Source organism: Pseudomonas alkylphenolica (genome assembly GCF_004025535.1).
Lineage (GTDB): Bacteria > Pseudomonadota > Gammaproteobacteria > Pseudomonadales > Pseudomonadaceae > Aquipseudomonas > Aquipseudomonas alkylphenolica_A.
This window is the reverse complement of record NZ_QJRG01000047.1, coordinates 704,979-731,828: the sequence shown is the minus strand read 5'-3', so window position 1 is coordinate 731,828 and position 26,850 is coordinate 704,979. Positions and strand designations below refer to the sequence as shown.

The window sequence follows — 26,850 nt, the reverse complement described above, 5'->3', positions numbered from 1 at the left end:
ACGCTATTTCCTTAACGTGGTGTTCAACCTTTGTTCGAGCGAGGTGAGGATGTTTTGTGTCGCGGTATTCACCTCTTCATCATTAAGAGTGCGCGACGGATGCTGCCAGGTCAAGCCTACGGCGAGGCTTTTTCTATCAGGATCAATGCCTTTACCCTGATAAACATCAAACAGCCTGAGGTCTGTCAGCCATTCGCCTGCATTGTCACGAATTACTTCAAGCACCGAGCTCGAAGCAACATCACGTCCTGCCACCAAGGCCAGGTCACGACGCACTTCAGGGAATTTCGACAGCTCGCTGAACTTCGGCAGGCGGCCATCGGCCACTTCGCCCAGTACCAGCTCGAAGACGAACACCGGACGGTCCAGGCCGAGGGCTTTGGACAGCTCCGGGTGAATGGCGCCCAGGTAGCCGACTTCGCGACCGTCACGCTCGATGCGGGCGGTTTGGCCCGGGTGCAGCGCCGGGTGTTTGCCCGGTACGAAGCTGAACTCGGCCAGCGAGCCGGAGAAGCCCAGTACGGCCTCTACGTCGGCTTTCACGTCGAAGAAGTCGATGGTGTCACGGCCGTTGGCCCAGCCTTCCGGCAGGCGGCTGCCGCACACGACACCGGCAAGCATCGGCTCTTGCTTGAGGTCGCCCAGCTGGCCGACAAAGCGCAGGCCGCTTTCGAACAGGCGCACGCGGTCTTGCTGACGGTTGAGGTTGTGCTGCAGCGACTTGACCAGGCCCGGCCACAGGGAGGCACGCATGGCCGCCATGTCGCTGGAGATCGGGTTGGCCAGCAGCAGCGGCTCTACGCCGGGGCTGAACAGCTCGAACAGTTTCGGGTCGATGAAGCTGTAGGTGATCGCTTCCTGGTAGCCACGGGCAACCAGCAGACGGCGCAGGGCCGGCAGTTCGCCACGGGCTTCAGCCTTGGCCTGCGGGGCCAGGCGCGCTTGCGGGTAACGCACTGGCAGGCGGTTGTAGCCGTACAGGCGCGCCAGTTCTTCGATCAGGTCGACTTCCAGGCTGATATCGAAACGATGGCTTGGCACTTCAACCTGCCACTGGCCTTCACCGGCGGTGGTTTTCAGGCCCAGGCCGTTGAGCAGCTGCTCGACTTCGGCGCTGGCCATTTCCATGCCCAGCATCTGGGTCAGGCGCTCGGCACGCAGGGTGATCGGCGCGACCTGCGGCAGGTCTGCCTCGCTGGTGACGTCGATGACCGGGCCGGCTTCGCCGCCGACGATGTCCAGCAGCAGGCCGGTAGCGCGCTCGATGGCTTCACGGGCCAGCTGCGAGTCGACGCCGCGCTCGTAGCGGTGCGAGGCATCGGTGTGCAGGCCGTAGGAACGGGCCTTGCCAGCGACGGAAATCGGCTCGAAGAAGGCGCTTTCAAGGAAGATGTCGCGGGTGGTGGCGGAAACACCGCTGTGCTCGCCACCCATGACGCCGGCAATGGCCAGGGCGCGGGCGTGGTCGGCGATGACCAGGGTGTCGCTACGCAGGGCGACTTCCTGACCGTCGAGCAGGACGAGCTTCTCGCCCTCCTCGGCCATACGCACACGGACGCCACCGTTGATCTCGGCGAGGTCGAAGGCGTGCATCGGCTGGCCCAGTTCGAGCATCACGTAGTTGGTGATGTCGACGGCAGCGTCGATGCTGCGCACGTCGGAGCGACGCAGGCGCTCGACCATCCACAGCGGGGTCGGGCGCGACAGGTCGACGTTACGGATAACGCGGCCCAGGTAACGCGGGCAAGCGGCCGGGGCCAGTACTTCTACCGGGCGCACTTCGTCGTGGGCGGCAGCAACGGCCGGCACTTGCACGCGAGTGACCGGTACGTCGTACAGGGCGCCTACGTCGCGCGCCAGACCGGCCACCGACAGGCAGTCGCCACGGTTCGGGGTCAGGCCGATTTCGATGCTGGCGTCGTCCAGGTCGAGGTAGACGCGAACGTCTTCACCCACCGGCGCGTCGGCTGCCAGTTCCAGCAGGCCGTCGTTCTCTTCGCTGATCTGCAGTTCTGCAGCCGAGCACAGCATGCCGTTGGACTCAACGCCGCGCAGCTTGGCTTTCTTGATTTTGAAGTCGCCTGGCAGTTCGGCGCCGATCATCGCGAACGGGATCTTCAGGCCGGGGCGCACGTTGGGCGCGCCGCACACTACCTGGAAGGTCTCGCTGCCGTTGCTGACCTGGCACACGCGCAGTTTGTCGGCGTCCGGGTGCTGTTCGGTGCTCAGCACCTCACCGACGACGATGCCGCTGAACTGGCCGGCAGCTGGCGTTACGCTGTCGACTTCAAGGCCGGCCATCGAAAGACGGGCAACCAGCTCGTCTCGGGATACCTGCGGGTTGACCCAACCGCGCAGCCAATTTTCACTGAATTTCATCCTGCTCTCCTGAAAGATTCGTTACGGGTGCGCGACCTAGCGAAATTGCGCAAGGAACCGCAAGTCGTTGTCGAAGAACAGGCGCAAATCGTTGACGCCGTAACGCAGCATGGCCAGGCGCTCGGCACCCATGCCGAAGGCGAAGCCCTGGAACTCTTCAGGGTCGATGCCCGACATGCGCAGCACGTTCGGGTGAACCATGCCGCAGCCCATGACTTCCAGCCAGCCGGTCTGCTTGCACACACGGCAACCTTTGCCGGTGCAGATGACGCACTGGATGTCGACTTCAGCCGAAGGCTCGGTGAAGGGGAAGAAGGACGGACGGAAACGCACCGCCAGTTCCTTTTCGAAGAACACCCGCAGGAATTCTTCGATGGTGCCTTTGAGGTCGGCAAAATTGATGTCGCGATCGATCAGCAGGCCTTCGACCTGGTGGAACATCGGCGAGTGGGTCAGGTCCGAGTCGCAGCGGTATACGCGGCCCGGGCAGACAATGCGGATGGGCGGCTGGCTGGACTCCATGGTCCGCACCTGCACCGGCGAGGTGTGGGTACGCAGCAGCATGTTGGCATTGAAGTAGAAGGTGTCATGCATTGCCCGGGCCGGGTGGTGGCCGGGAATGTTGAGGGCTTCGAAGTTGTGGTAGTCGTCTTCGACCTCTGGGCCTTCGGCGATGCCGTAGCCGATGTGGGTGAAGAACTGCTCGATGCGCTCCAGGGTGCGGGTGATCGGATGCAGACCACCGGAGGTCTGGCCACGGCCCGGCAGGGTCACATCAATGCACTCGGCCGCCAGACGGGCGCTGAGTTCGGCTTCTTCGAAGGCCGCCTTGCGCGCGTTGAGCACCTCGGTGACGCGCTCCTTGGCGTCGTTGATCAGCGCGCCAACTTTTGGCCGCTCTTCGGCAGGCATGTTGCCCAGGGTCTTCATCACCTGGGTCAGTTCGCCTTTCTTGCCAAGGAATTGAACCCGGATCTGTTCCAGGGCATTGATGTCTTCAGCGCGTTCCACGGCCTCCAGGGCTTGGGAGACCAGCGCGTCCAGGTTTTCCATGTACAGACTCCAGATACAAAATAGGGGAAGAGCGCAGGCTCTTCCCCTATTAAGACGTTAACACCTGGCGCCGGAAATGACGCCGGGTGATTGTCGGGGTACTTAAGCCAGCGAGGCTTTAGCTTTCTCGACAATCGCAGCAAACGCCGCTTTTTCGTTCACTGCCAGATCAGCCAGAACCTTACGGTCGATTTCGATCGACGCTTTTTTCAGGCCAGCGATCAGGCGGCTGTAGGACAGACCGTTGATACGCGCACCAGCGTTGATACGAGCGATCCACAGAGCGCGGAACTGACGTTTTTTCTGACGACGGTCGCGGTAGGCGTATTGGCCTGCCTTGATGACCGCTTGCTTGGCAACACGGAAAACGCGCGAGCGAGCGCCGTAGTAACCTTTAGCCAGTTTCAGAATTTTCTTGTGACGCTTACGAGCGATGACGCCACGCTTTACACGAGCCATGAGTAACTTCCTCTATCTAGAACCAAAAATTAACGAAGGCGCAGCATGCGCTCGACTTTTGCAACGTCCGACGCGTGCAGCAGGCTGCTACCGCGAAGTTGACGCTTACGCTTGGTCGACATTTTGGTCAGGATGTGGCTCTTGAAAGCGTGCTTGTGCTTGATGCCGTTAGCCGTTTTCAAGAAACGCTTGGCTGCACCGCTTTTGGTTTTCATTTTTGGCATGTTCGGATACTCCGCATTCAGTTGATAAACATAACCGCAAGGCCTGCCGTGCCCTGGTGGTTATTTCTTTTTCTTGGGGGCGATGACCATCAAAAGCTGGCGTCCTTCCATCTTCGGATGCTGTTCAACGGTCCCGTATTCGGCGAGATCAGCTTCGATCCGCTTCAACAGTTCCATACCCAGCTCCTGGTGGGCCATCTCACGACCACGGAATCTCAGAGAGATTTTGGTCTTGTCCCCATCTGTAAGGAAACGTACCAGGTTGCGTAGTTTTACCTGGTAATCCCCTTCCTCCGTCCCTGGACGAAACTTGATTTCTTTAATCTGGATTACTTTCTGGTTCTTCTTAGCTGCAGCCTGCTGCTTTTTCTTCTCGAACAGGCTCTTGCCGTAGTCCAGTACTTTACAGACCGGTGGAACGGCGTCAGCAGAGATCTCTACCAGATCCAGCTTCGCTTCTTCAGCGATACGAAGCGCTTCTTCGATCGAGACGATGCCCAACTGCTCACCGTCAGCGCCAATTAACCGAACCTCGCGTGCCGAGATATTCTCGTTGATCGGGGCTTTCGGTACAGCTCGTTTATCGTTTCTCATATCACGCTTAATAGTAATTACTCCGAATCTTGGCGACCACGCCGGGAAACCGCTTGCGCGAGCAGCTCCGCGAACTGGGCGACGGGCATCGAGCCCAGGTCAGCACCTTCACGGGTACGCACAGCGACAGTTTGCGTTTCGACTTCCCGATCCCCGATAACCAGGAGATAAGGAACCTTGAGCAAGGTATGCTCGCGGATCTTAAAGCCAATTTTCTCATTTCTCAAGTCGGACTTGGCACGGAAACCGCTTTCGGCCAGAGTTTTTTCCACTTGTTGAGCAAATTCGGCCTGTTTGTCGGTGATGTTCATCACCACAGCCTGAGTAGGCGCCAGCCAGGCCGGGAACGCACCTTCGTAGTGCTCGATCAGGATTCCGACGAAACGCTCGAACGATCCGAGGATCGCGCGGTGCAGCATGACCGGGTGCTTGCGGCCGTTGTCTTCGGACACAAATTCTGCGCCCAGACGGATCGGCAGGTTGAAGTCGAGCTGCAGGGTACCACACTGCCACACACGACCCAGGCAATCTTTCAGGGAGAATTCGATCTTCGGACCGTAGAACGCGCCCTCGCCCGGCTGCAGGTCGTACGGCAGGCCGGCGCTGTCGAGTGCGGAAGCCAGTGCGGCTTCGGCGCGATCCCACAGCTCATCGGAGCCCACGCGCTTTTCAGGACGGGTCGACAGCTTCATTTCGATGTCTTTGAAGCCGAAGTCGGCGTAGACATCCATGGTCAGCTTGATGAACGCGGCCGATTCGGACTGCATCTGCTCTTCGGTGCAGAAGATGTGCGCGTCGTCCTGGGTAAAGCCACGTACACGCATGATGCCGTGCAGCGCGCCCGACGGCTCGTTACGGTGGCAGGCACCGAACTCGGCCAGACGCAGCGGCAGCTCGCGGTAGCTCTTCAGGCCCTGGTTGAACACCTGCACGTGGCACGGGCAGTTCATCGGCTTGATGGCGTAGTCGCGGTTTTCCGACTGGGTGGTGAACATGTTGTCGGCATAGTTGGCCCAGTGGCCAGACTTTTCCCACAGCGAACGGTCAACAACCTGCGGCGTCTTGATCTCGAGGTAGCCGTTCTCACGCTGCACCTTGCGCATGTACTGCTCGAGTACCTGGTACAGGGTCCAGCCGTTCGGGTGCCAGAACACCATGCCCGGCGCTTCTTCCTGGAGGTGGAACAGGCCCAGGCGCTTGCCGATTTTACGGTGATCGCGTTTTTCTGCTTCTTCAATGCGCTGAATGTAGGCAGCCAGCTGCTTCTTGTCGGCCCAGGCGGTGCCGTAGACGCGCTGCAGCTGCTCATTCTTGGCATCACCGCGCCAGTAGGCGCCGGAGAGCTTGGTCAGCTTGAAGGATTTCAGGAAACGGGTGTTCGGCACGTGCGGACCGCGGCACATGTCGACGTATTCTTCGTGGTAGTACAGGCCCATGGCCTGTTCATCCGGCATGTCTTCGACCAGGCGCAGCTTGTAGTCTTCGCCACGGGCCTTGAACACTTCGATTACCTCGGCGCGCGGGGTAACCTTTTTGATCACGTCGTACTCGGTCTCGATCAGCTGGTGCATGCGCTGCTCGATGGCAGCCATGTCGTCCGGCGTGAAAGGACGCTCGTAGGCGATGTCGTAGTAAAAGCCTTCGTCGATGACCGGACCGATAACCATTTTGGCGGTCGGGTACAGCTGCTTGACGGCATGACCCACCAAGTGAGCGCACGAGTGACGGATGATCTCCAGCCCCTCTTCGTCCTTTGGCGTGATGATTTGCAGGCGGGCGTCGTGATCGATCAGGTCGCTGGCGTCAACCAGCTTGCCGTCGACCTTGCCGGCCACGGTGGCCTTGGCCAGGCCTGCACCAATGGATGCAGCGACCTGGGCAACGGTTACGGCGTCATCGAACGAACGTTGACTGCCATCGGGAAGAGTAATGATGGGCATGGCGCCTCCTCTCCTAGTGGTGACCCCTACCAAAGGTCACGTGGGTTGGGATGAGCCAGTACGCGATCCGCCCCTGTCTTTGCCTGCGCAAAGCCTGCCTCACAGTGGCAGAAGCCCGAAAGCCTGCCAGGGAACGAACCAGAGTGACTGGAATAGATGAATAGTGTTGGGAGCTACAAGCCGCGAGCAGCAAGAAAAACGCTGCGGCGAGCTCAAGCTGGGCATGCTAGCACAAAGCGTTGTGGCGATTGCGGGGAACTTGAGTGGAAATTTCCCCATCAGAGTGTGTGAAGCGTCCTACTCTTGATGAGAAACCGACAACCCAAGGAGTGTTTGGTTATGCGACTTCAGTCTTTACTGGCCCTGGCGGCTGCTTCTGCCCTGTTGCTCCCGCTCAGTGCCACGGCCGCCACGCTGCCTGCCGACTATCAGATGTCTTGCATGACGCAGGCGCAAAAGCACGGCCTGACCAAGGATAAAGCCGAGGGCTATTGCAGCTGCGCCGGCAAGGTGCTGGAAAAAAACCTGACCGAGGCGCAGATCAAAGACCTCAATACCCTTGAGGATGGCGTGGATGCGGCGGTAATGAAGAGCGCGCAAGAAAAGGTTGCAGCCGCCTGCGCCCCGAAAAAATAGGCCTTTGGGCCGGTAATCCATCGCTATTTTGCTCCAGATCAGCAATCTGCGAAGGTAATAGGGGCTACAAGCCCATAATTAGACTATGATGGTCGGCGTGCACCCTGTTGGCCTCGGCAACACCGCACTACTGAAAATCATGTTTCTTGGAGATACACCCATGTCTAATCGCCAAACCGGCACCGTAAAATGGTTCAACGATGAGAAAGGCTTCGGCTTCATCACTCCACAAGGTGGCGGCGACGACCTGTTCGTTCACTTCAAGGCTATCGAAACCGACGGTTTCAAAAGCCTGAAGGAAGGCCAGACCGTTTCCTTCGTTGCCGAAAAAGGCCAGAAGGGCATGCAGGCTGCACAAGTTCGTCCAGAGTAAGCTCTGACCGAATAAAAAAACCCGTCCATGTGGCGGGTTTTTTTGTGCCTGCGGTTTGGACTTTGCATTGGCCCTGAAGGCTTCGCGGGTGAACCCGCTCCCACAGGGGCAAGGCCAGGGCCCGGGGCGGGATTAGCCGCAGTTGACGCTTTTGACGATGCCCTGGGCATCGGTGTGCAGGTTCAGGCGCTCGGAGCGGTAGTCCATGGTCATGACATCATTTGGCCCGAGGGCATGGGCCATCTGCGAACCACTGGCCTTGCGCGCCTGCTCGACCAGTGCCGGGGTAGCCTGCTTGCCGATGGCGAACTGGGCGCCGCTGGCCTCGCAACGACCGTCAGTGTTGGCCGCTCCGGCCTCGGGCGCCTTCGACGACGAACCACCGGTGCTGCAACCCGCCAGAACGGCAACCGCCAACAGGCTCATCAATGATGCACGGAACATGAATCCTCCTTTGAATACACAAAAACTGCTGTCCATGTGACAGCGTCGCTGGTTTTTCGTTGCAAAACCCGTCAAGTCTGCCTGAGCCAGCGTACTCAGGTAAAAACGCAATCGTCACGGGATTTTGCACAATGCGCGCGGGCACTCAGTACAGGTCGATATAATCACTGACCGGTTTCGGCCAGTTGGTCTTGAGCACGTTGAACACCTGCATGACCCAGCGCTCGTCCTGCGCAGCCAGTTCACCCACGCAGCCAGAGCCCGCCGACCAGGTTTCCAGACGAAAGGCCAAGCCCTCCAACTCTCGCCCGCCCACCACCTGGGACAACCAGGCAATACCGCTGCGATTGACGCGCAGCTGGTTGTGCACCGCGTTGTTGCCAGCGGCAAGCAGGTTGCGCACGGCCTCAAGGGTGAACTGTTCGGGGTTGTTCAAATCGATCTGCACAGCACTGTTCCGACACGCTGGAAACCGTTAGTTTGCCACGCCCTTGCGCTTATGCCTAAGTCGCAGTGCCTTGAAGGCCTCCGGCATGATTTACTTCAGCCTGGGCGCAGTGTGTTCTCCCCTGCCCCGTCAAACGCCAGGGCCCGGCATTTGAACCCCACAACGCAGACAGTTTTCATTCGGAATAGCTCATGACAAGCCACATCATCGATGCCGACATCAAAGTCAAATGGCCCGAAGGCCAAAGCGCCTACAGCCCTGCCAGCGCTGAAGAACTGATGCTGATTGCGGTCGACCTGCTGGTCAAAGACCTCGGCCACGTGGCTGCCAGAAGCTTCGTCGAACAGGTTTTTGAACGCTACTCGCACACTACTGCAGACGCGCAAGCCGCGTACTGAGCAGGTCAAAAAAGCCCTGGGCGTCTGCGCTGGCGATCCACGTCACGTTATTCGGCTGCCCGAGGGCATTGTGCCAATCGGCAATGGTCTGGCCGTAAGTCGGCCCTTCGCGGCTGTCCACCTGCAGGTAAATCTGCCGCCCTGCGAACAGTTCCGGCTTGAGCAAGTAGGCGATCACGCTGGCATCGTGCACCGGGCCGCCTGGCAGGCCATAGCGCTGCATGTCGGTGGCGACGTAGGCGTTGAGAATATCCACCACCACCCTGCCCGCCTGGTTGCCCAACGCCGCCAATTGCTGCATGCGCGCGTCACTGGTCAGCAGCGTGTGGGTAAGGTCCAGCGGCAGGTAAGTCAGCTTGACCCCGCTGCTGAGCACCACCTCGGCGGCTTCCGGGTCGGCAAACAGGTTGAACTCGGCCACCGGGGTGATGTTGCCACCGTTGAAGTGCGCACCACCCATGACCACCACCTCCTTGATGCCGAGGGCTATGTGCGGCGCCTGGATCAGTGCCAGGGCCAGGTTGGTTTGCGGGCCCAGCATGGCGACGGTGATGCTGTGGGGCGGTGCCGCGCTCAAGGTGTCGATCAGATAGCCGACCGCACTGCCGGGGGCCAAGCCCTGGCGGGGCTCGTGCACCGTGACACCAGGCAAGCCCTCTTCGCCGTGAATATCGGGCGCATAAACTGGCGCGCGCAACAGCGGCCGCGATGCGCCGGCATACACCGGAATGTCTTCACGCCCGCCCCACTCCCTCGCCAGCCGCGCGTTACGCGAGGTCTTGTCCAAGCGTACGTTGCCGGCCACCGTGGTGATAGCAAGGATATTCAGGGTTTCCGGCGATGCCATGGCGAGCAGCAAAGCCACTACGTCATCAGCGCCGGGGTCGGTGTCGATGATCAGGTCGAACGAAGGCCGCAGCATCAGAAAGTAACCCCGGCGATCAGCACGATGTTGCTGTAGGGCTGGCATTCACCGGTACGCACCACGGCACGGGCGCCGCGGCTCAGTTGCTTGAATTCGGCATGGCTGAGCAGGTTGCGCTTGCCCAGCTGGCCATGGGCGAAGCATTGCTCGACCACAGTCAAGGCCGGCGGGTTGGCCTTGAACATTTCGTCGGCGAGCACATGGCTTTCCACCTGCATTTCGCTGAGCACGGCGCGCAAGGTGCTGGCAAAGTCGGGCACGCCCGGGGTCAGTGCCAGGTCGATCAGCTCGACGCCCGGCGGCACGGGCAGGCCCGCATCGCCAATGACGAGGATGTCGCCGTGCCCCAGCGAGGCAATGACCCGCGACAGGGCAATATTGAGCAATGGGGTCTTTTTCATGGCTGCAACTCGGCCAGGTAGGGAATCGAAGGCTGGGCCCCGGCACGGGTGACCGACAAGGCCGCCGCACGCTGACCAAAGGCCATGGCCTGCTCTTGCGACTCACCGCGCGCCAAGGCCGCGGCGAACCCGCCGACAAAGGTGTCGCCGGCGGCGGTGGTGTCCAGCGGCTGCACCACGGGCGCTGCAAAGTGGCGCATGCCCTGCGGGCCGGCCAGCAAGGCGCCCTGGGCACCAAGGGTGATGATCACGTTGTTGGCGCCAAGCTGGCGCAGCTGGCTGGCCGCCACTTCGGCGCTGGTCAGGTCGGTTACCGGCTGCCCGGTGAGGGCCTGGGCTTCGCTTTCGTTGGGGATCAGGTAGTCGATGGCGCTGTACCAGTCGGCCGGCAACGGGCCGGTGCAAGGCGCCGGGTTGAGGATCACCGTCTTGCCCAGGGCACGGCCACGGGCCAGGGTGTAGGCCACGGTTTCGTGGGGCACTTCGAGCTGGCAGATGATCACTTCGGCGCCTTGCAGCAAGGTATCGAAGGCCTGTACCGATGCGGGCCGCAACAGACCGTTGCCGCCGGGGATGATCACGATCGCGTTCTGGCTGCTGGCATCTACGACAATCAGGGCCAGGCCACTTGATACGCCAGGGCACACCGCCACGCCCTGGCAGTCGATCTGCTCGTCGAGCAAGGCCTGACGCAGCTGCTGGCCGTAGGCGTCGTCGCCGACATTGCCGATCATTGCCACAGACGCCCCGAGGCGTGCTACCGCCACAGCCTGGTTGGCGCCTTTGCCACCCGGCACGGTGGCAAACGATTCGCCGGCCAGGGTTTCGCCGGCACGCGGCAACCGCTGGGCGCGGGCCACCAGGTCCATGTTCAGGCTACCTACCACTATCACCTTGGCGCTCATGGTCGTCGGCTCTCAGCGGTAATCATTGAAAAGGTCCGGGCGCGGCGCGGTGGATTCGCGCAACACGATTTTCGGCGCGACGATGCGCTGCTCCGGCGCACCTTGCAGCGGTTGGGCGATACGCGACAGCAACAGCGCCGCAGCACTTTCGCCCAGTTCGCGAATCGACTGGCCAACAGTGGTCAGCGCCGGGAACACGTAGCGGCTCAATTGAATGTCGTCAAAGCCAATCACCGACAGCTCGCTCGGCACGCAGATGTTGCGCTCGGCGGCTGCTCGCAGCACACCGATGCCGATCATGTCGTTGCCGGCGAAAATTGCCGTGGGTCGATTCCCTTCGAGCAGCTTGGCAGCGGCGGCATAACCGCCCAGGCTGGTGAAGTCGCTGTTGACGATCCACTCACTGGCGACCGGCACCCCCGCTTCGCCCAGCGCACGCCGGTAACCGGCCTCGCGCAACTGGGCCACGCTGGTGCTGGCCGGGCCGCCAATGTAGGCGATGGCCTGATGGCCCAGCTGGAGCAGGTGCTGGGTAGCGAGGTAGGCGCCCAGCTCGTGGTCGATGCGCACCAGATCGGCCTCTACGCCCTCCAGCGCGCGGTCAACGATGACCATCGGCGTGCGCACGCTGGCCAGGCTGCCCCGCAGGTCGGCGTCTTCACCCACCGAGGCGACGATCAGGCCGTCGATGCGCTTTTCCAGCAACACGCGCAGGTAGCTGCGCTGCTTTTGTGGATCGTCGTCGGAGTTGCACAGGATCACGCAGTAGCCCTTGCGCTCGCAGCCATCCTCGATGCCACGGGCCAGCTCGGCGAAATACGGGTTGACGCTATTGGGCACCAGCAGGCCGATGGTGGCGGTGCTGCGCGCCTTCAGCGAGCGGGCCACGGCGCTGGGTACGTAGTCGAGTTCGGCAATCGCCGCCTCGACCTTGATGCGCACCTGCTCGCTGACCGGTCGGGTCTTGTTCAATACATGGGACACGGTGGTGTAGGAAATTCCCGCCAGTGCTGCGACGTCTTTAATGGTTGCCATTATTCAGTTCCGCCGACTCGCACGTCGGCTACGGTAGGTGTCAAGAACCACGGCGATCACAATGACCGCCCCGGTAATAATGCGTTTGGTCGGCTCGGAAGCGCCGATCTGTGCCAGGCCTGCAGCCAGCACGGAAATAATCAATACGCCGAAGAAGGTGCTGATCACCGAGCCGCGCCCGCCCATCAGGCTGGTGCCACCGATCACCACGGCGGCAATCACCTGCAGCTCAAGCCCGGAACCGGCATTGGGGTCGGCCGCTTCCAGGCGGGAAATCTGGAACAGCGCGGCAAGGCCGGCCAGCAGCCCCATCAGGGTGAACACCAGAATCTTGTAGGGGCGCGGGTCGATACCGGCCAGGCGCACCGCTTCTTCGTTGGTGCCGATGCCGATCAGGTAGCGGCCGAACACGGTGCGAGTGAGCACCAGCTGGGCGAGGATGATCACCAGCAAGGCGATGATGAACGAGGGTGATACGCCGAATGCCAACGGGTCCGAGAGCCACGCAAAAGCGTCGCCGATGTAGGCCGTGCGCGAATCGGTGAGCTGGTAAGCAAGGCCCCGGGCCATTTCCAGCACACCGAGCGAGACGATGAACGACGGAATGCGCCAGGCCACGGTGATCGCGCCGGTGACGCTGCCGGCCAGCGCCGCCACGCCCATGCCGAGCAAGGCAGCCGGCAATACGCTCCAGCCCCAGCCGAGAATCGCCACGCTGACCGCCGACGCCGCCAGGGCCAGCACCGAGCCTACCGACAGGTCGATACCGCCGATGATCAGGACGAAGGTCATGCCCACCGCCAGCACCATCAAATCGGGGATCTGGTTGGCCAGGGTGCTGAAGGTCGCGTACGACCAGAAGTGACTGCTCAGCAACGAGAACAGCACGATCATCGCCAGCAAGGCCCCGGCAAGGCCGAGGTAGGTGCCCAGGCCGTAATAGCTTGCGCCGCGTTTCGCGCTTGGCGAGGTGGTGTCCAGCGGTGAGGTTTTCATGGGAGTGTCCTGGAAGCTGCCTCATGCAGCATCGCGTCACGGTTCTGATAGCCGGCGAAGGCCGCGGCCAGTAGCTGGTCCTGGGACCAGGTTTCACGCTCGAAGGTGTCGATCAATTGCCCGGCGCTGAGCACACCGATACGGTCGCAGATCAGCATCAGTTCGCGCAGGTCGCTGGACACCACCACCAGCGCCTTGCCCTGGCGCGCCAGGTCGGCGAGCAGGCCGTAGATGTCGAACTTGGCGCCAACGTCGATGCCACGGGTGGGCTCATCGAACAGCAGCACGCTGCAGTCGCGCTCCAGCCAGCGACCGATCACCACCTTCTGCTGGTTGCCACCCGACAGCTCGCCGACCACCTGCTCGGGGCCTGAACTGCGAATGCGCATGGCACCGATCTGGCGCTGGGCCAGGGCCCGTTCGGCGCCGCGATCGAGCACCCCGGCGCGGGAAATCGCCGGCAAATTGCCCAGGGCGATGTTGGCGCTGATCGATTGCGACAGCAGCAGGCCCTCGCCTTTGCGGTCTTCGGTGATCAAGGCAATGCCTTCACGCACGGCGGCCACGGGCGAATCGACCTGCACGCTACGCAGCGGGCTGCCCAGTTCGACGGTGCCACGCTCGGCGCGGTCGGCGCCATAGATCAAACGGAGCAATTCGGTGCGCCCGGCGCCGATCAGCCCGGACAGGCCGAAGATTTCCCCGCTGCGTACCTCGAACGAGACGTCGCGCACTTTGTCACCACGGCTCAGGCCACTGACCTTGAGGATCGACGCACCGATCTCGCGCTGGCCCAGGTCGATGTGTTCGGCCAGCTCGCGCCCCACCATCAGGTTGACCAGCTGCGTGCTGGTGTAGCGCGCCATGGGCTCGACACACACCAGCTTACCGTCACGCAGCACGGCAATGCGCTGGGCAATGCGTTTGAGCTCTTCCAGGCGATGGGAGATGTAGACGATGGCCACGCCGCGCTGCTGCAAACGCTCGATCTGGGTGAACAGCAACTCGACCTCGCGCGCGGTGAGCATGGCCGTGGGCTCATCGAAGATCAGTACCCGGCAGTCGCCGATCAGGTTGCGGGCGATTTCCACCATCTGCTGATGGCCGATGCCCAGCTCGCCGACCGGGGTGTCCGGGTCGATGGTGTCCAGGCCCACCTGGGCCATGGCAGCCTGTGCCAGTTGGCGCAGGCGTTTGCGGTTGATCCAGCCGGCACGGCTGGGCAAATTGTCGAGAAACAGGTTTTCGGCCACGGTCAGGGTCGGCAACAGGTTGAGTTCCTGCATGACCATGCGCACGCCCAGGCGCTCGGCCGCCGCACGGCTGCCGGGCTGGTACGGCTGCCCCTGAAAGTGCATGTGCCCGGTGGTCGCCACTTCAAGGCCGCCGATGATCTTCGACAAGGTGCTTTTGCCCGCGCCGTTCTCACCGGTCAGGGCCAGCACCTCGCCCGCGTGCAGGCTCAGGCTGATATCGCCGAGCACCGGCTGGGCGTAGGTCTTGCCGATTGCGCTGACGGTGAGCACGCCTTCGCTGGTCGCGGTCATTGCCTGTTCTCCTGGCGCGTGTACACTTAGGGCTGGGTGACCAGTTCGACCGGGGTCTGGATGACGTTGTCGGCATCCACAGCGGGCTTCTCACCCTTGAGCACCTTCAGTGCCGCTTCGATACCGAACACCGCCTGCTTGGCGGCGTACTGGTCGGCGGTGGCGAGCACGCGACCGTCCTTGAGCATCGGTTTGATGGCGTTGATGTTGTCGTAACCCACCACCTGCACCTGGCCGGCCTTGCCCGCCGCACGCACCGCCGACACCGCGCCCAGGGCCATGCTGTCGTTGCCGGCCAACAGCGCCTTGATGCCGGGGTTGGCGTTGAGCATGGAGGCAGCGACGGCGTTGCCCTTGGCAATTTCCCAGTCGCCGGACTGCACCGAAACCACCTTCATCTGCGCCGCGTCCATCGCATCCTTGAAGCCGGCGGTACGCTGCTGGGCGTTGGTGGTGGTCGACACGCCTTCGATGATGCCGACTTCGTCACCGGCCTTGAGCTTCTCCTTGGCCAGGTATTCGCCCACCAGGCGTGCGCCTTTGCGGTTGTCGGGGCCTACGAACGGCACGCTGAGGTTTTTGCTCTTGAGCACCTCTGGGTCCAAGCGGTTGTCGATGTTGATCACGGTGATGCCCGCGTCCACGGCTTTCTTCACCACCGGAACCAGGGCCTTGGAATCGGCGGGCGCGATCACCAGGGCGTTGACCCCGGAGACGATCATCTGCTCGACGATGCGGATCTGATTACTGGAATCGGTTTCGTCCTTGATGCCGTTGGAAACCAGGTCGAATTCGCTGGCGTGTTCTTTCTGGTAGGCCTTGGCGCCGTCTTCCATGGTCAGGAAGAATTCGTTGGCGAGGGACTTCATCACCAGGGCAACTTTGGGCTTCTCATCAGCCTGGGCCTGGGACAGGGGCATTGCGAGGGACAGGGAGGAAAGTACGGCGACCGCCAAAAGGCGTCCTGCGAACGGCAGCTTCATCGATTTACTCCGGTTTTTGTGATTTTTGTCGGATCGCAAACGTTTGCGTTAAGCAACTATGCTAATGCAACCCGGCTTTGTCAAATACAGCCCTAAGCACCAGTGTAAGTTGCACTCAGGAATTATCCTCAAAATCACCGGAAAACCGAACAACCCAACTAATAATAATCGGGATTCCGAGCCCAGCCCTTGGGCAGTAGGTTTAACAGAATAAAAAGACCTTACAAATCAGTGGCTTAAAATAAAATACGACGAACGGTCATGCTGGCCCGTTTTCTGCTCCTACATGGACGCTACACAGCGAAGTCCACCAATAAGAGAGAAAACAATGAAAGCTGCGTTTACTTCCTTCGTTCCGGGCACTTTGGCCCTGCTGCTGTTGCTGCCTGTCGGCGTCAACGCCAAAGAAGCCGAGACCCAACAGAAACTCGCCAACGTGGTGATCCTCGCCACTGGCGGCACCATTGCCGGCGCGGGTGCCAGCGCTGCCAACAGTGCCACCTACCAGGCGGCCAAGGTCGGCGTCGACAAGCTGATCGCGGGCGTGCCGGAGCTGGCAAGCATTGCCAATGTCCGCGGTGAGCAGGTGATGCAGATCGCCTCCGAAAGCATCAGCAACGACAACCTGCTGCAACTGGGCAAACGTGTCGCCGAACTGGCCGACAGCAAGGACGTCGACGGTATCGTCATCACCCATGGCACCGACACCCTGGAAGAGACCGCCTACTTCCTCAACCTGGTGGAAAAAACCGACAAGCCGATCGTGGTGGTAGGCTCGATGCGCCCAGGCACCGCCATGTCGGCTGATGGCATGCTCAACCTGTACAACGCCGTGGCGGTGGCCGGCGACAAGTCAGCGCGTGGCAAAGGCGTGCTGGTGACCATGAACGACGAGATCCAGTCGGGTCGCGACGTGAGCAAAACCATCAACATCAAGACCGAAGCCTTCAAGAGCCCATGGGGCGCGCTGGGCATGGTGGTCGAGGGCAAATCCTACTGGTTCCGCCTGCCTGCCAAGCGCCACACCGTGGATTCGGAATTCGACATCAAGCAGATCAGCAGCCTGCCCCAGGTGGACATCGCCTACGGCTATGGCAACGTCACCGACACCGCCTACAAAGCACTGGCCCAGGGCGGCGCCAAGGCGATCATCCACGCCGGTACCGGCAATGGCTCAGTGTCGTCGCGGGTAGTGCCTGCCCTGCAGGAACTGCGCAAGGAAGGCGTGCAGATCATTCGCTCGTCCCACGTCAATGCCGGCGGCTTTGTGCTGCGCAACGCCGAGCAGCCTGACGACAAGAACGACTGGGTGGTCGCCCACGACCTGAACCCGCAAAAAGCCCGCATCCTGGCCATGGTCGCCCTGACCAAGACCCAGGACAGCAAAGAGCTGCAGCGGATCTTCTGGGAATACTGATTCCCGGCGCTTACGGTCACATGCGTTCTTTCACCGACGAGCTGTTGCGAAAATCCCTACAGTAAAATACTGTATGCGCATACAGCTAACAAAGGAACGCATCGTGGCCACCACTTCCGCCCCTGCCAGCAGTTACGAGCAACTGGGCATTCGCATCCAGAAGATCATCAACGCCCCTACCGCACAAAAAGCCCGGGCTGCGCTGATCTTCCGCCTTGAGCATGAATCCCCTGACGACTGGGCGACCCTGCTTGAGGAAATTGCCGAGAACGACAACGTCACCCTCGCCTATCGCGACGACGGTGGCGTGCAGATTTTCTGGGTGGTGCCGAAGGAAGACTGACTGCGCATGAGAGTTCCGTTTTTTGCAGTCGCCTGCCTGCTGCTCAGTGTCAGCGCCCACGCCGATGCACCGCGCACGTTCAGTGAAGCCAAGAAAGTTGCCTGGCGCCTGTATGCGCCGCAATCCACCGAGTTTTACTGCGGCTGCAAGTACAACGGCAACAAGGTGGACCTTGCCGGGTGCGGTTACGTGCCGCGCAAGAATGCCAGCCGCGCCAAGCGTATTGAATGGGAGCACATTGTTCCGGCCTGGCAGATCGGTCATCAGCGCCAGTGCTGGCAGAACGGTGGGCGCAAGAACTGCTCGCGCAACGACGCGATCTACCAGCGCGCCGAAGCCGACCTGCACAACCTGGTGCCGAGCATTGGCGAGGTGAATGGCGACCGCAGCAATTTCAGTTTCGGCTGGCTGCCCGAGCAGCGCGGGCAGTATGGTTCGTGCCTGACGCAAGTGGATTTCAAAGCCAAGAAGGTCATGCCGCGCCCGTCGATACGCGGCATGATCGCGCGCACCTACTTCTATATGAGCAAGCAGTACAACCTCAAGCTCTCCAGGCAGGACCGCCAGCTATACGAAGCCTGGAACAAGACCTACCCGCCGCAGCCCTGGGAACGCCAGCGCAATCAGCGGGTAGCCTGTGTGATGGGCCACGGCAACCCGTTTGTCGGCCCGGTGAACCTCAGCGCCTGTGGTTGAGGGTCAGGTTTTAGCGACTTTCCCGGGCAAGCCAAACACGGTATCGATTTCTTCCCTGAACGCTTGAATCAACGGCTCTCTTGACCGGCCATTTTTGACAATCAGTGAAAATTCCGCCGAATAACCAAACTCCTCCGGCAAGATCCGAAGCAACCGCCCCTCTTCCTCCCAACGCCTGGCGAGGTGATCGGGCAAATAGCCAATATAATTGCCGGACAGTATCAGTATGAGTTCAGCCTCCATGCTGTCGATGGTGGCCGAATAACGCGTAAAGCCGTGACGCAGGCCCTCTGCGTTGGACCAGTAGCCGCGCTTGATCAAGGCATGGGCGGTGACAGACTCCACCGTACGATCGGCCAGCGCGTAAAGCGGATGGTGATCACTGCAGTAAAGCCAGTGCTGCTCAATGTACAACGGAATATATTTCAACCCGCTCATCTTCGTGGGCAGCGAGCCAATAGCAAGATCGATTTTGCCTTCAAGCACTTCTTTCTGAAGCTCAAAGGGGCTCAAGATCTTCAGGTTCACATGAATTTTATCGCTGCGCTTGCTGAAGCGACCCAGCAGGTCTGGAATATTGAACTTTTCATCGGTCAGCATCGAGTCGAGAATTCCGAACGTTATCGTACCTCGCAGTTCGCCTTTTAACTCTGCAACATAATATTCAAAACCATCAATCTGGCCAATTAGCTTTTTAGCTTCCTCATAGACAAGCGCGCCTTTACTTGTCAGCCCGAACCCTGCCCGCCCGCGATTACACAACTGCATACCCAGCTGGGTTTCAAGTTGATTCATATGGGTGCTGATGGCCGAGGTCGACATATTCAAATCTTGTTGCGCCGCGGAGAACCCCTGATTATCTACAACCGTGAGAAATATCCTCAGCAGACGGAGATTATATTGCGACTCTTTCATCAGCTCCCCCGTTTTCATTGTTTTAGGGCAAATGCAAAACCATGTGCTCACGCGCACACTAAAAGCCCGTCACTATAGTCGAGCAACGTTCCCCGGGTACAGCAGCATGCACTAGCCATGCGTGAACAGGCATAGTTAAAGAAACCTTGAACAATCAGATTGAATACACAGGATTTTACAGCTCACCCACTTGGGTTTGAATCGGTCGAAACAACACCAAGGGGAAGCACATGCCTGAGACAACCATGAAGAAAAACGCTATCGACGGTTCGCTCTACGACCCGCAAAAGCGACCACGCTTCAATGAGATTGCCTCCTTTATGCGTGCCCCCGTCGCGGAGTCGCTGAACGGTGTCGACATCGGCCTGATCGGTGTCCCCTTTGATGGCGGGACCTCGTTCAAACCCGGCGCCCGCCTTGGGCCACGCGGCGTGCGCCAGCAGTCATGCCTGATGCGCACCAAAAGCCATTTTTCTGAAGTTGCACCCTTTGAGCTGTGCCAGGTCAGGGACCTTGGTGATGTGTTCATTGACCACATGTACAACATCGAAGACGCCCACGCCTGTATCGAGCGTTACTACCAGGAGATCTGCGCGCACAACATCATGCCCCTGACCGTAGGCGGCGATCACTCCATTACCTACCCGATATTCAAGGCCCTGGCCAAAGACGGCCCCATCGGCATGGTGCACTTCGACGCCCACACCGACACCTGGGATAGCCTGTACGGTTCCAAGTTCTTCCACGGCGCGCCCTTCAGACGCGCAGTTGAAGACGGCTTGCTGGACCCGCATCGCACCATCCAGATCGGTATCCGCGGATCGGAACATGCAGGAACCCCTAACTTCAGCATTGAATCCGGCATGCGCGTGATTTTCATCGATGAGTTTGATGAACTGGGCGTTGACGGTGTACTGAAAGAGATCAGGCGCGTAGTGGGCGATGGCAAAACCTACATTTCGTTTGACGTAGATGGCCTGGACCCCGCCTACGCGCCAGGTACCGGAACGCCAGAGTCGGGGGGCATCACCATGCGCGAGGCACTGAGAATGATCAGGGGCCTGCGCGGCCTTAACCTGATCGGCGGCGACGTGGTTGAAGTCGCGCCCGATCTCGACCCCTCGGGAATTACAGCGCTCAACGCGGCAACCTTGATGTTTGACATGCTATGCATTCTTGCTGAAGCCCGCACTCAACACGCGAGATAACAGCTCTCTGCCAATACCACACCCAGGCACCCACCGCAGCCGAAATGATTCCGACTTCTACTCTGCCAAACCAACAATTCCAGAGGTAGACATGAACACTCACGTAATCAGCGCACTGCTCCTTAGCACTGCCGCTTCAATTGCCACGGCGAACGAAATTACCGTTGTTTCGTTTGGCGGTGCGGGCAAGGATGTCCAGACCACCGCGTTTTACAAACCCTTCGAAAAAATCACGGGCAATAAAATTCTGGCCGGCGAATACAACGGCGAAATGGGTCGCATCAAAGTCATGGTAGACACCCAAAGTGTCAACTGGGACGTCGTTCAGGTAGGTGGCGCTGAACTGAAGACCGGCTGCGAGGAAGGCTTGTTCGAACAACTGGACACGGCAAAGATAGGCCAGCCCGGTGACTTTATGCCGGGCACACTGTCAGATTGCGGTGCCGGTGTACTGGTATGGTCGACAGCCATGGCGTACAACGCCGACAAACTCACCACTGCACCTACCGGCTGGGCCGATTTTTGGGATACGCAGAAGTTTCCCGGCAAGCGCAGCTTGCACAAAGGCGCCAAATACACGCTGGAAATCGCCTTGATGGCCGACGGGGTGCCCTACACAGACATCTACACCGTGCTGTCGAGCAAGGAAGGCGTCGACCGGGCCTTTCGCAAGCTTGACCAGATCAAGGGCAACCTGCAGTGGTGGGAAGCTGGCGCGCAACCCATGCAGTTTCTCGCCAGCGGCGATGTCACCATGACCAGCGCCTTCAATGGCCGCGTGTTCGCCGCCCAGGCGGCGGGCACCAACGTACACGCCATCTGGCAGGGCAGCATCTACGATATAGACTCGTGGGCCATTCCCAAAGGCAGCAAGAACAAGGCGGCCGCTGAACAATTCATCGCCTTTTCCCTGCGCCCGGAACAGCAAAAGGTGCATACCGAAAAGCTTGGCTACGGCTCAACCAACCTGCGCACTGAATCGCTGCTGGACCCTGCAGTGGCTGAACGGCTGAACACCTCGCCGGACAATCTGAAGCAGGCAATGCCCATCGACAACAGCTTCTGGGTCGATCACGGCGAAGAGCTTGAGCAGCGCTTCAACGCCTGGGCAGCCAAATAACTCCACCGCAACCACTGCCCTCGATACCACTGGCGCGATCAATCGAGGGCAGGCAGATTCAGGCCAGTGCCTGCAAGTAGGCGCTGGCCTGCTGGTAACGCGCCAGGCGCGCCATGTCGTCAGGGCCGGGCATCGCGATGCGCGACAGGTCGCTGTTGTCGGCAAGATCTGCCAGCTTGACCACCCGCGCCAGCGGATCGTCGCCCAGGCGGATGACAAAAGCCTCATAGCTTTCCTTGTCACGCCGGCTGAGGGCCTGTACCGCCGCCAGGATCTTCAGCGCAAAGCCTTCGCGCGCCAGGTCCGACAGGGTCATGGGGGAATCTTCAAGTACATCGTGCAGCACTGCGACGATGCGTTGTTCAACGGTCGAAACCCGCAGCATCACCCGCAACGGGTGCAGGATGTAGGCGGCACCGCCCTTGTCCCGCTGCCCTTCGTGTGCCCTGGCCGCCACCGCAATGGCCCGCTCCAGCGTAGACATAAGGCCCTCCTGCTCAACGTTCGCGCTGTGTCAGACGCGCCATGCTGCATACGTCTGTCAACCGGCCGTCATGCACAGCATAGCCAAGCAATTGTCCTTCGACTTCAACGCCATGGCGCTTGTATGCAGATATTTGTAACGCCCGACGGGTTACTGGCGAATGACCGTGCAGCGCAGGCTGCAGGCAAATGGCGGGGGATGATTCCTTCATCACGGCTCTCCTTGCGTTGAGCCGTGAGTGTACGGGGCCGGGAACCGTGCTGGCTAGCGCGTTACGCCATGCTGGATGACGACCGAGTCGGTGCCCAATGCCGCCATGACATCCGCCTGCCGGGCTTCGGCGTCGGCCTTGCTCGGGAACGGGCCCAGCAACACCACCGGCTTGCCGTCGCGATACTCCACCGACGAAGGGATCTGCTTCTCGATCAGGCGCGCGGTCATGTCGCTGAGCGCGCCCATGTTCGGGCCCTGGACAATTTCAACGTCCCAACCTTCAGGCGCCGGCTGGTCGGCCAGGGCGTCGGCGCGGCGCTGCAGGTCGGCGCCACCGCAAATCTCGCGGATCTGCAGGTTGCTGCCCTTGTCGGCGAGGATGATCTGGTAACCGTCGGCCTGCTTGATCGCGACGTAGCTGCGGTACGGCAGGAACTTCCCGGCGTCGTCCTTGCTGCGGACCTGGCCACAGATAGCGCCCTGCTTGTCAATTCGTACGTTGCCGAACTTGGCCGTCTTGGGGTTGGGCAACTGCTCGGCAATTTGCTTGTGCACGCCTTCGACTTCATTTTCGCAGCCGGCCAGAGCCAGTACCGCCATTACCATCGCCACTTTGCGCACGCGTCTATCTCCTGAATACAAGCGCAGGATTTTAGCATTGGTGGCGAGGTCAAAGGTTACAAACGGCGATGACTGAACAGCAGAATGCAAAAAGGGCGATCCTTTCGGATCGCCCTTTCTGTCGAGATTTGGTAGGCACAATTGGACTCGAACCAACGACCCCCACCATGTCAAGGTGGTGCTCTAACCAACTGAGCTATGTGCCTGCTGTGGGGCGCATATTACGCAGGTATGCACTACTCGTAAAGCGAAATTTTATAAAAAAACCAAAAAAATCAGCAGCTTTAGTCTGCGCTGAAACCATCGGGCCTGAGCGTTGGGCACTCACGGCTCCCGCCCTGGCACAACAATCTGGCAGCCACACACAAACGGATGGCAAGCAGGCACAAGGGCGGCCTGAAGCGACGACTTAGTATCCCGACCAGCTCAAACGAGTTACTCGCCGACACTAATAAGAACGGAACCCCGTCCATGCTCAAGTCGCCCTTGCTTCGCCTCTCCACGCTCGCCCTGCTGGTCGCCGCTACCGCCCAGGCCAACGCCTACGAGCTGTACGCCGATGACGACAGCCACCTGAACGCCAACCTCGAAGCGGTGTTCGGTGTGTTCCACAGCGAGGAAAACTACGCCATCAGCGGCCGCCTGCAACAGGGTTCGTCTTCCTGGCGCGAGGGCTACATCAAATATGGCCTGAGCGGCGACCAGGGCCTGGCCGGCGTCGGCACGGCCTACGGCGCTTTCTCGCTGCTCAGCTCCGGCACCTGGGGGGACGGCGACGCCGCCGGTTTCAGCGATGGCTCCGAGCGCACCACCAAGTTCGAAGACGCCTACCTGGGCTGGCGCTCGGGCAAACTGATCGAGGCCCTGGGCGAAGACGGCATCGACCTGTCGTTCGGCCGCCAGAACATCGCCGTAGGCGACGGTTTCCTGATTCAGGGCGACTCGCTCAACGTCGGCAAGGGCCTGGCCGATGGCGAGTTCAACCGCGGCGGCGCCTACTACCTGGCCGCACGCAAGGCGTTTGACCAGACCGCCGTGCTGCGCCTGGGTGGCAAGGAAGGCTGGCGCAGTGACCTGATGTGGCTGAAGTCTGACAACCGCGCCCAGGCCAAGACCGAAATGTACGTGGCGACCCTGGAGCACGTGGCCGATGCCGGCACCGTTGGCCTGACCTACATCGACACCACCGATGTGGATGAGCAATACGCCTCGCCGGCACAGCTCGAACGCGACGGCATGAAGACCTACAGCCTGCGCGCCGCCGGCAACGCCGGGGTAGAAAACCTGTTCCTTTCCGGCGAATACGCGACCCAGGACAAGCCTCACACCAGCACCGAAAACGCCTGGTACCTGGAAGCCGGCTGGACCTTCGCCGACGTCGCCTGGTCGCCAAACGTCAGCTACCGTTACAGCCGCTTCTCGGAAGCCTTCGACCCGCTGTTCTACGGCCTCAGCCGCGGCTATGGCACCTGGTTCCAGGGCGAGGTCGCCGGTAACTATGCCGGGCCGTTCAACAGCAACTCGCGCATCCAGAAAGTCGAGTTCAAGGTGTCGCCGCTGGAGAACCTGAACATCGGCCTGCTGGCGTTCAACTACGACACCATCGACCGCAACCTGGGCAACACCGACGGCAAGGAATTCGACCTGTATGCCGAGTGGGCCGTCAACGAGCACCTGATGGTGATGCCGCTGGTTGGCCTGTACCAGCCGGACAAGAGCGCAGAACAAGGTGGCACCCAGTTGGGCAGCAACAGCAACAACCTGTACAGCCAACTGGTGTTCGCCACTTTCTTCTGAAGCCCTGCGGGTGGCGGCATCGCCGTCACCCGCACAGGTTTCACCCTGATCTGAGTCTCTGTCATGCGCGCAAGCCTTTTGACGATCCAAAGCAAGATCACCCTCCTCGCCAGCCTCTGCCTCCTGTTGATTGTCGCCCTGTTGGTGGGGCTGTCGCTGTACCAGGCCGGGCAAAGCAGCGAGCAGGTCAAGCATTCCAGCAGCACCATGCTGGCCAGCGCCGCCGAACGCCACATGCAGGCCCTGGCCCAGGTGCAGGCCTTGCAGGTGCAACGCACGTTCATGCAAACCCATGAATACGGCCAGGGCCTGTCCCGTTACCTCATGTACCTGCGCCAACGTGCGCAACAAGGCGAACTGACGCCACAGCAATTGCGTCAGGAACTGACCCGGCAGCTGCGCCAGGCCTTGACCGACAAACCCGACCTGCTCGGGCTTTTTGTCATTTTCGAAGCCAACGCCCTCGACGGTGTGGACAGCAACTTTGCCGGCCAGGCCGAGCTGGGCAGCAACGAAGCCGGCCGCTTTGCCCTGTACTGGGTGCAGGGCACGCCGGGCGAGCTGCAACCGGTCATCGGCGACGAGGGCTTGCTGGCCAACACCCAGCCCGGCCCCAGCGGCAGCCCGTACAACGCGTTCTACACCTGCGCCCGCGACAGCCTGGCGGCCTGCGTACTCGAGCCTTATTTCGACGAGGCCTCCGGCACGCGCAAACTGGTGACCAGCATCGCCTTCCCGCTGATGGAAAAGGGCAAGGTCATCGCCGTGATCGGTCTCGATATCAACCTCGCCGCCCTGCAACAGAGCAGCGAGGCCAGCAGCCGGGGCTTGTTCGACGGCAACGGCAGCATCAGCATCATCAGCCCCAGCGGTGTGATCGCCGCGCACAGCCAGGATGCCAAGCGCCTCGGCCAGCGCCTGAACCAGGTGCTGGAGCACGAGGCCGACGGCGTGCTGGGCGCATTGCAGCAACAGCAGGCCAAGGTGTTTGCCGACCAGCAACAGATCAATGTCCTCGAACCGCTGGCACCGATCGCCGGCGCCAAGCCCTGGGGCGTGCTGGTGGGGGTGCCGCAGAACGTCCTGCTGGCACCGGCAGAAGCCCTGCAACAGGAGCTCGACCAGCAACGCGAACAGACCACCACCCTGGAGCTGCTGCTTGGTGGCGGCGCGGCCCTGCTCGGTGTGCTGTTGATCTGGCTGGCAGCGCTGCGCATCACCCGCCCGCTGCAGAGCCTGACGCACATGCTCGAAGACATTGCCGAGGGTGAAGGCGACCTCACCCGCCGCCTGACCGTGCAATCGCGCGACGAGATCGGCCAGCTGGCCAAAGCCTTCAACCGCTTCGTCGAACGTATCCACACCTCGATCAGCGAAGTGTCGTCGACCACCCGTCAGCTCAACGAGGTGGCGACACGGGTGGTCAACGCCTCCAACTCGTCCATGAGCAACTCCGACGAACAGGCCAGCCGCACCAGCAGCGTGGCCGCCGCGATCAACCAGCTGGGTGCCGCCGCCCAGGAAATCGCGCGCAATGCTGCCGATGCTTCGCAGCAGGCTACAGACGTGCGCCACCTGGCCGAAGAAGGCAGCCAGGTCCTGGAGAAGACCATCGCCGCGATGCACCAGCTATCGGGCAAGATCAGTGCTTCGAGCAGCAACATCGAGACGCTCAACAGCAAAACGGTGGATATCGGCCAGATCCTCGAAGTGATCAAAAGCATCTCCGAGCAGACCAACCTGCTGGCGCTTAACGCTGCCATCGAAGCGGCGCGCGCCGGGGAAGCCGGGCGCGGCTTTGCCGTGGTCGCCGACGAGGTACGCAACCTGGCCCACCGCACCCAGGTCTCGGCGCAAGAGATCCAGCGCATGATCGAAGGCCTGCAAGTGGACGCCCGCGACTCGGTCACGACCATGAGCGAAAGCCAGTGCCACAGCGCAGAAAGCGTGACCATCGCCAATCAGGCCGGCCAGCGCCTGGGCAGCGTCACCCAGCGTATCGGCGAAATCGACGGCATGAACCAGTCGGTGGCCACCGCCACTGAAGAACAGACCTCGGTGATCGAAGCGCTGAACATGGACATCACCGAGATCAACACCCTCAACCAGCAGGGCGTGGAGAACCTTAACGCCACCCTGCGCGCCTGCGGTGACCTGGAGCAGCAAGCGGCCCGCCTGAAACAACTGGTGGACAGCTTCCGCATCTGATTCACCGCGCCAACCACCTCAGTAAAAGCGCCTTGCCAGGCCCTGTCGAACCGCGGGGGCCTGGCAGAGGCGCGGACTGGCACAGGTA

At 60.9% G+C, this 26,850-nt stretch carries 29 protein-coding genes and 1 tRNA gene; 10 read left to right on the top strand and 20 right to left on the bottom strand.

Features of this window, described 5'->3' with window-relative positions; translation table 11 throughout:
* Positions 1 to 3 precede the first annotated feature (3 nt).
* From pheT to thrS, 6 genes are all read right to left on the bottom strand, one after another.
* Positions 4 to 2,379: a phenylalanine--tRNA ligase subunit beta gene (gene pheT, locus DM813_RS18715; protein ID WP_128324861.1), complete on the bottom strand. Its 2,376-nt coding sequence runs from the start codon at positions 2,377 to 2,379 to the stop codon at positions 4 to 6.
* 36 nt (positions 2,380 to 2,415) lie between these two features.
* Positions 2,416 to 3,432 carry a phenylalanine--tRNA ligase subunit alpha gene (pheS, locus tag DM813_RS18710; protein WP_128324860.1) on the bottom strand — a complete coding sequence of 339 codons (1,017 nt, stop codon included), beginning with the start codon at positions 3,430 to 3,432 and terminating at the stop codon, positions 2,416 to 2,418.
* 102 nt (positions 3,433 to 3,534) lie between these two features.
* Positions 3,535 to 3,891: a 50S ribosomal protein L20 gene (gene rplT, locus DM813_RS18705; RefSeq protein WP_010222414.1), complete on the bottom strand. Its 357-nt coding sequence runs from the start codon at positions 3,889 to 3,891 to the stop codon at positions 3,535 to 3,537.
* Positions 3,892 to 3,920: 29 nt separating this feature from the next.
* Positions 3,921 to 4,115 (bottom strand): 50S ribosomal protein L35, encoded by a 195-nt coding sequence (rpmI, locus tag DM813_RS18700; protein ID WP_027620572.1) that lies wholly within the window; start codon positions 4,113 to 4,115, stop codon positions 3,921 to 3,923.
* Positions 4,116 to 4,175: 60 nt separating this feature from the next.
* Positions 4,176 to 4,727 carry a translation initiation factor IF-3 gene (gene infC, locus DM813_RS18695; protein ID WP_197875203.1) on the bottom strand — a complete coding sequence of 184 codons (552 nt, stop codon included), beginning with the start codon at positions 4,725 to 4,727 and terminating at the stop codon, positions 4,176 to 4,178.
* The gene (gene thrS / locus DM813_RS18690) at positions 4,727 to 6,649 is read right to left on the bottom strand and encodes a threonine--tRNA ligase (protein WP_128324858.1); all 1,923 of its coding nucleotides are present in this window, start codon (positions 6,647 to 6,649) and stop codon (positions 4,727 to 4,729) included. The genes infC and thrS overlap by 1 nt, the downstream gene beginning before the upstream one ends.
* Before the next feature lie 339 nt (positions 6,650 to 6,988).
* On the opposite strand from thrS, the gene DM813_RS18680 reads away from it, so the two are divergent.
* Together DM813_RS18680 and DM813_RS18675 are read left to right on the top strand one after the other, a co-directional pair.
* Positions 6,989 to 7,285, top strand: coding sequence for a hypothetical protein (locus tag DM813_RS18680; protein ID WP_128324857.1), 297 nt, complete (start codon positions 6,989 to 6,991; stop codon positions 7,283 to 7,285).
* A gap of 160 nt (positions 7,286 to 7,445) precedes the next feature.
* The gene (locus DM813_RS18675; RefSeq protein ID WP_007956027.1) at positions 7,446 to 7,658 is read left to right on the top strand and encodes a cold-shock protein; all 213 of its coding nucleotides are present in this window, start codon (positions 7,446 to 7,448) and stop codon (positions 7,656 to 7,658) included.
* Between the two features lie 132 nt (positions 7,659 to 7,790).
* On the opposite strand, the gene DM813_RS18670 is transcribed toward DM813_RS18675, so the two are convergent.
* Together DM813_RS18670 and DM813_RS18665 are read right to left on the bottom strand one after the other, a co-directional pair.
* Complete coding sequence (locus tag DM813_RS18670) at positions 7,791 to 8,102, bottom strand: I78 family peptidase inhibitor (protein WP_128324856.1); 312 nt, start codon at positions 8,100 to 8,102, stop codon at positions 7,791 to 7,793.
* 145 nt (positions 8,103 to 8,247) lie between these two features.
* Positions 8,248 to 8,550: a hypothetical protein gene (locus DM813_RS18665; RefSeq protein WP_128324855.1), complete on the bottom strand. Its 303-nt coding sequence runs from the start codon at positions 8,548 to 8,550 to the stop codon at positions 8,248 to 8,250.
* A 191-nt stretch (positions 8,551 to 8,741) separates the two neighbouring features.
* Here DM813_RS18665 and DM813_RS18660 point away from each other — a divergent pair, with 191 nt between their 5' ends.
* The gene (locus DM813_RS18660; RefSeq protein ID WP_128324854.1) at positions 8,742 to 8,948 is read left to right on the top strand and encodes a hypothetical protein; all 207 of its coding nucleotides are present in this window, start codon (positions 8,742 to 8,744) and stop codon (positions 8,946 to 8,948) included.
* Here the strand turns inward: DM813_RS18660 and DM813_RS18655 are convergent.
* Genes DM813_RS18655 through DM813_RS18625 form a run of 7 tightly spaced genes read right to left on the bottom strand, consistent with a single transcriptional unit; the run spans position 8,920 to position 15,740 of the window.
* Positions 8,920 to 9,870 carry a nucleoside hydrolase gene (locus DM813_RS18655; protein WP_241653197.1) on the bottom strand — a complete coding sequence of 317 codons (951 nt, stop codon included), beginning with the start codon at positions 9,868 to 9,870 and terminating at the stop codon, positions 8,920 to 8,922. The two genes, DM813_RS18660 and DM813_RS18655, sit on opposite strands and share 29 nt — an antisense overlap.
* Entirely contained in the window at positions 9,870 to 10,274 is a 405-nt protein-coding gene (gene rbsD / locus DM813_RS18650) for a D-ribose pyranase (protein WP_128324852.1), read from the bottom strand. Before rbsD ends, DM813_RS18655 begins: the two co-directional genes overlap by 1 nt.
* A complete protein-coding gene (gene rbsK, locus DM813_RS18645) occupies positions 10,271 to 11,179 on the bottom strand; it encodes a ribokinase (RefSeq protein WP_128324851.1) in 909 nt (302 codons plus the stop codon). The genes rbsD and rbsK overlap by 4 nt, the downstream gene beginning before the upstream one ends.
* A 12-nt stretch (positions 11,180 to 11,191) precedes the next feature.
* Positions 11,192 to 12,214, bottom strand: a complete 1,023-nt coding sequence (locus tag DM813_RS18640) for a LacI family DNA-binding transcriptional regulator (protein WP_128324850.1) — start codon at positions 12,212 to 12,214, stop codon at positions 11,192 to 11,194.
* Positions 12,215 to 12,217: 3 nt separating this feature from the next.
* Positions 12,218 to 13,210 carry an ABC transporter permease gene (locus DM813_RS18635; protein ID WP_128324849.1) on the bottom strand — a complete coding sequence of 331 codons (993 nt, stop codon included), beginning with the start codon at positions 13,208 to 13,210 and terminating at the stop codon, positions 12,218 to 12,220.
* Complete coding sequence (locus DM813_RS18630; RefSeq protein ID WP_128324848.1) at positions 13,207 to 14,757, bottom strand: sugar ABC transporter ATP-binding protein; 1,551 nt, start codon at positions 14,755 to 14,757, stop codon at positions 13,207 to 13,209. The genes DM813_RS18635 and DM813_RS18630 overlap by 4 nt, the downstream gene beginning before the upstream one ends.
* 26 nt (positions 14,758 to 14,783) lie before the next feature.
* A complete protein-coding gene (locus tag DM813_RS18625) occupies positions 14,784 to 15,740 on the bottom strand; it encodes a sugar ABC transporter substrate-binding protein (protein ID WP_128324847.1) in 957 nt (318 codons plus the stop codon).
* 328 nt (positions 15,741 to 16,068) lie between these two features.
* Between DM813_RS18625 and DM813_RS18620 the strand changes: the two genes are divergently transcribed.
* The 3 genes from DM813_RS18620 to DM813_RS18610 all read left to right on the top strand — a co-directional run bounded on the left by DM813_RS18620 (position 16,069) and on the right by DM813_RS18610 (position 18,196).
* Entirely contained in the window at positions 16,069 to 17,157 is a 1,089-nt protein-coding gene (locus DM813_RS18620) for an asparaginase (protein ID WP_128324846.1), read from the top strand.
* Positions 17,158 to 17,230: 73 nt separating this feature from the next.
* Entirely contained in the window at positions 17,231 to 17,500 is a 270-nt protein-coding gene (locus tag DM813_RS18615; RefSeq protein WP_128324845.1) for a DUF1654 domain-containing protein, read from the top strand.
* A gap of 6 nt (positions 17,501 to 17,506) precedes the next feature.
* Entirely contained in the window at positions 17,507 to 18,196 is a 690-nt protein-coding gene (locus DM813_RS18610) for an endonuclease (RefSeq protein ID WP_128324844.1), read from the top strand.
* Between the two features lie 3 nt (positions 18,197 to 18,199).
* Here the strand turns inward: DM813_RS18610 and DM813_RS18605 are convergent, their stop codons facing one another.
* Positions 18,200 to 19,111: a LysR family transcriptional regulator gene (locus DM813_RS18605; protein WP_128324843.1), complete on the bottom strand. Its 912-nt coding sequence runs from the start codon at positions 19,109 to 19,111 to the stop codon at positions 18,200 to 18,202.
* Positions 19,112 to 19,356: 245 nt separating this feature from the next.
* Between DM813_RS18605 and speB the strand changes: the two genes are divergently transcribed.
* Together speB and DM813_RS18595 are read left to right on the top strand one after the other, a co-directional pair.
* Positions 19,357 to 20,319 (top strand): agmatinase, encoded by a 963-nt coding sequence (gene speB, locus DM813_RS18600; RefSeq protein WP_431311997.1) that lies wholly within the window; start codon positions 19,357 to 19,359, stop codon positions 20,317 to 20,319.
* 91 nt (positions 20,320 to 20,410) lie between these two features.
* Positions 20,411 to 21,439, top strand: a complete 1,029-nt coding sequence (locus DM813_RS18595; protein ID WP_128324841.1) for an ABC transporter substrate-binding protein — start codon at positions 20,411 to 20,413, stop codon at positions 21,437 to 21,439.
* A gap of 58 nt (positions 21,440 to 21,497) precedes the next feature.
* Here DM813_RS18595 and DM813_RS18590 read toward each other — a convergent pair whose 3' ends face one another.
* The 4 genes from DM813_RS18590 to DM813_RS18575 form a co-directional block, all read right to left on the bottom strand.
* Positions 21,498 to 21,923: a bifunctional (p)ppGpp synthetase/guanosine-3',5'-bis(diphosphate) 3'-pyrophosphohydrolase gene (locus DM813_RS18590; RefSeq protein WP_128324840.1), complete on the bottom strand. Its 426-nt coding sequence runs from the start codon at positions 21,921 to 21,923 to the stop codon at positions 21,498 to 21,500.
* Between the two features lie 13 nt (positions 21,924 to 21,936).
* Entirely contained in the window at positions 21,937 to 22,134 is a 198-nt protein-coding gene (locus DM813_RS18585) for a hypothetical protein (protein WP_128324839.1), read from the bottom strand.
* Positions 22,135 to 22,187: 53 nt separating this feature from the next.
* The gene (locus DM813_RS18580) at positions 22,188 to 22,757 is read right to left on the bottom strand and encodes an SPOR domain-containing protein (RefSeq protein WP_128324838.1); all 570 of its coding nucleotides are present in this window, start codon (positions 22,755 to 22,757) and stop codon (positions 22,188 to 22,190) included.
* A 129-nt stretch (positions 22,758 to 22,886) separates the two neighbouring features.
* Positions 22,887 to 22,963 (bottom strand) — tRNA-Val (locus DM813_RS18575).
* Between the two features lie 265 nt (positions 22,964 to 23,228).
* Here DM813_RS18575 and DM813_RS18570 point away from each other — a divergent pair.
* Together DM813_RS18570 and DM813_RS18565 are read left to right on the top strand one after the other, a co-directional pair.
* The gene (locus tag DM813_RS18570; RefSeq protein ID WP_128324837.1) at positions 23,229 to 24,554 is read left to right on the top strand and encodes a hypothetical protein; all 1,326 of its coding nucleotides are present in this window, start codon (positions 23,229 to 23,231) and stop codon (positions 24,552 to 24,554) included.
* Between the two features lie 63 nt (positions 24,555 to 24,617).
* Positions 24,618 to 26,762, top strand: a complete 2,145-nt coding sequence (locus DM813_RS18565; protein ID WP_128324836.1) for a methyl-accepting chemotaxis protein — start codon at positions 24,618 to 24,620, stop codon at positions 26,760 to 26,762.
* The last annotated feature ends 88 nt before the right edge of the window (positions 26,763 to 26,850 follow it).

Bases quoted from the DNA above. Each gene is read 5' to 3' on its own strand.
- DM813_RS18675 (WP_007956027.1), top strand. From the start codon at position 7,446: ATGTCTAATCGCCAAACCGGCACCGTAAAATGGTTCAACGATGAGAAA.
- rbsD (WP_128324852.1), bottom strand. From the start codon at position 10,274: ATGAAAAAGACCCCATTGCTCAATATTGCCCTGTCGCGGGTCATTGCC.
- DM813_RS18605 (WP_128324843.1), bottom strand. From the start codon at position 19,111: ATGAAAGAGTCGCAATATAATCTCCGTCTGCTGAGGATATTTCTCACG.
- DM813_RS18640 (WP_128324850.1), bottom strand. From the start codon at position 12,214: ATGGCAACCATTAAAGACGTCGCAGCACTGGCGGGAATTTCCTACACC.
- pheT (WP_128324861.1), bottom strand. From the start codon at position 2,379: ATGAAATTCAGTGAAAATTGGCTGCGCGGTTGGGTCAACCCGCAGGTA.
- DM813_RS18570 (WP_128324837.1), top strand. From the start codon at position 23,229: ATGCTCAAGTCGCCCTTGCTTCGCCTCTCCACGCTCGCCCTGCTGGTC.
- DM813_RS18635 (WP_128324849.1), bottom strand. From the start codon at position 13,210: ATGAAAACCTCACCGCTGGACACCACCTCGCCAAGCGCGAAACGCGGC.
- DM813_RS18620 (WP_128324846.1), top strand. From the start codon at position 16,069: ATGAAAGCTGCGTTTACTTCCTTCGTTCCGGGCACTTTGGCCCTGCTG.
- DM813_RS18610 (WP_128324844.1), top strand. From the start codon at position 17,507: ATGAGAGTTCCGTTTTTTGCAGTCGCCTGCCTGCTGCTCAGTGTCAGC.
- rpmI (WP_027620572.1), bottom strand. From the start codon at position 4,115: ATGCCAAAAATGAAAACCAAAAGCGGTGCAGCCAAGCGTTTCTTGAAA.
- DM813_RS18630 (WP_128324848.1), bottom strand. From the start codon at position 14,757: ATGACCGCGACCAGCGAAGGCGTGCTCACCGTCAGCGCAATCGGCAAG.
- DM813_RS18670 (WP_128324856.1), bottom strand. From the start codon at position 8,102: ATGTTCCGTGCATCATTGATGAGCCTGTTGGCGGTTGCCGTTCTGGCG.
- DM813_RS18680 (WP_128324857.1), top strand. From the start codon at position 6,989: ATGCGACTTCAGTCTTTACTGGCCCTGGCGGCTGCTTCTGCCCTGTTG.
- rbsK (WP_128324851.1), bottom strand. From the start codon at position 11,179: ATGAGCGCCAAGGTGATAGTGGTAGGTAGCCTGAACATGGACCTGGTG.
- DM813_RS18595 (WP_128324841.1), top strand. From the start codon at position 20,411: ATGAACACTCACGTAATCAGCGCACTGCTCCTTAGCACTGCCGCTTCA.
- DM813_RS18655 (WP_241653197.1), bottom strand. From the start codon at position 9,870: ATGCTGCGGCCTTCGTTCGACCTGATCATCGACACCGACCCCGGCGCT.
- DM813_RS18615 (WP_128324845.1), top strand. From the start codon at position 17,231: ATGCGCATACAGCTAACAAAGGAACGCATCGTGGCCACCACTTCCGCC.
- DM813_RS18585 (WP_128324839.1), bottom strand. From the start codon at position 22,134: ATGAAGGAATCATCCCCCGCCATTTGCCTGCAGCCTGCGCTGCACGGT.
- thrS (WP_128324858.1), bottom strand. From the start codon at position 6,649: ATGCCCATCATTACTCTTCCCGATGGCAGTCAACGTTCGTTCGATGAC.
- DM813_RS18625 (WP_128324847.1), bottom strand. From the start codon at position 15,740: ATGAAGCTGCCGTTCGCAGGACGCCTTTTGGCGGTCGCCGTACTTTCC.
- pheS (WP_128324860.1), bottom strand. From the start codon at position 3,432: ATGGAAAACCTGGACGCGCTGGTCTCCCAAGCCCTGGAGGCCGTGGAA.
- rplT (WP_010222414.1), bottom strand. From the start codon at position 3,891: ATGGCTCGTGTAAAGCGTGGCGTCATCGCTCGTAAGCGTCACAAGAAA.
- DM813_RS18660 (WP_128324854.1), top strand. From the start codon at position 8,742: ATGACAAGCCACATCATCGATGCCGACATCAAAGTCAAATGGCCCGAA.
- DM813_RS18590 (WP_128324840.1), bottom strand. From the start codon at position 21,923: ATGTCTACGCTGGAGCGGGCCATTGCGGTGGCGGCCAGGGCACACGAA.
- DM813_RS18565 (WP_128324836.1), top strand. From the start codon at position 24,618: ATGCGCGCAAGCCTTTTGACGATCCAAAGCAAGATCACCCTCCTCGCC.
- speB (WP_431311997.1), top strand. From the start codon at position 19,357: ATGAAGAAAAACGCTATCGACGGTTCGCTCTACGACCCGCAAAAGCGA.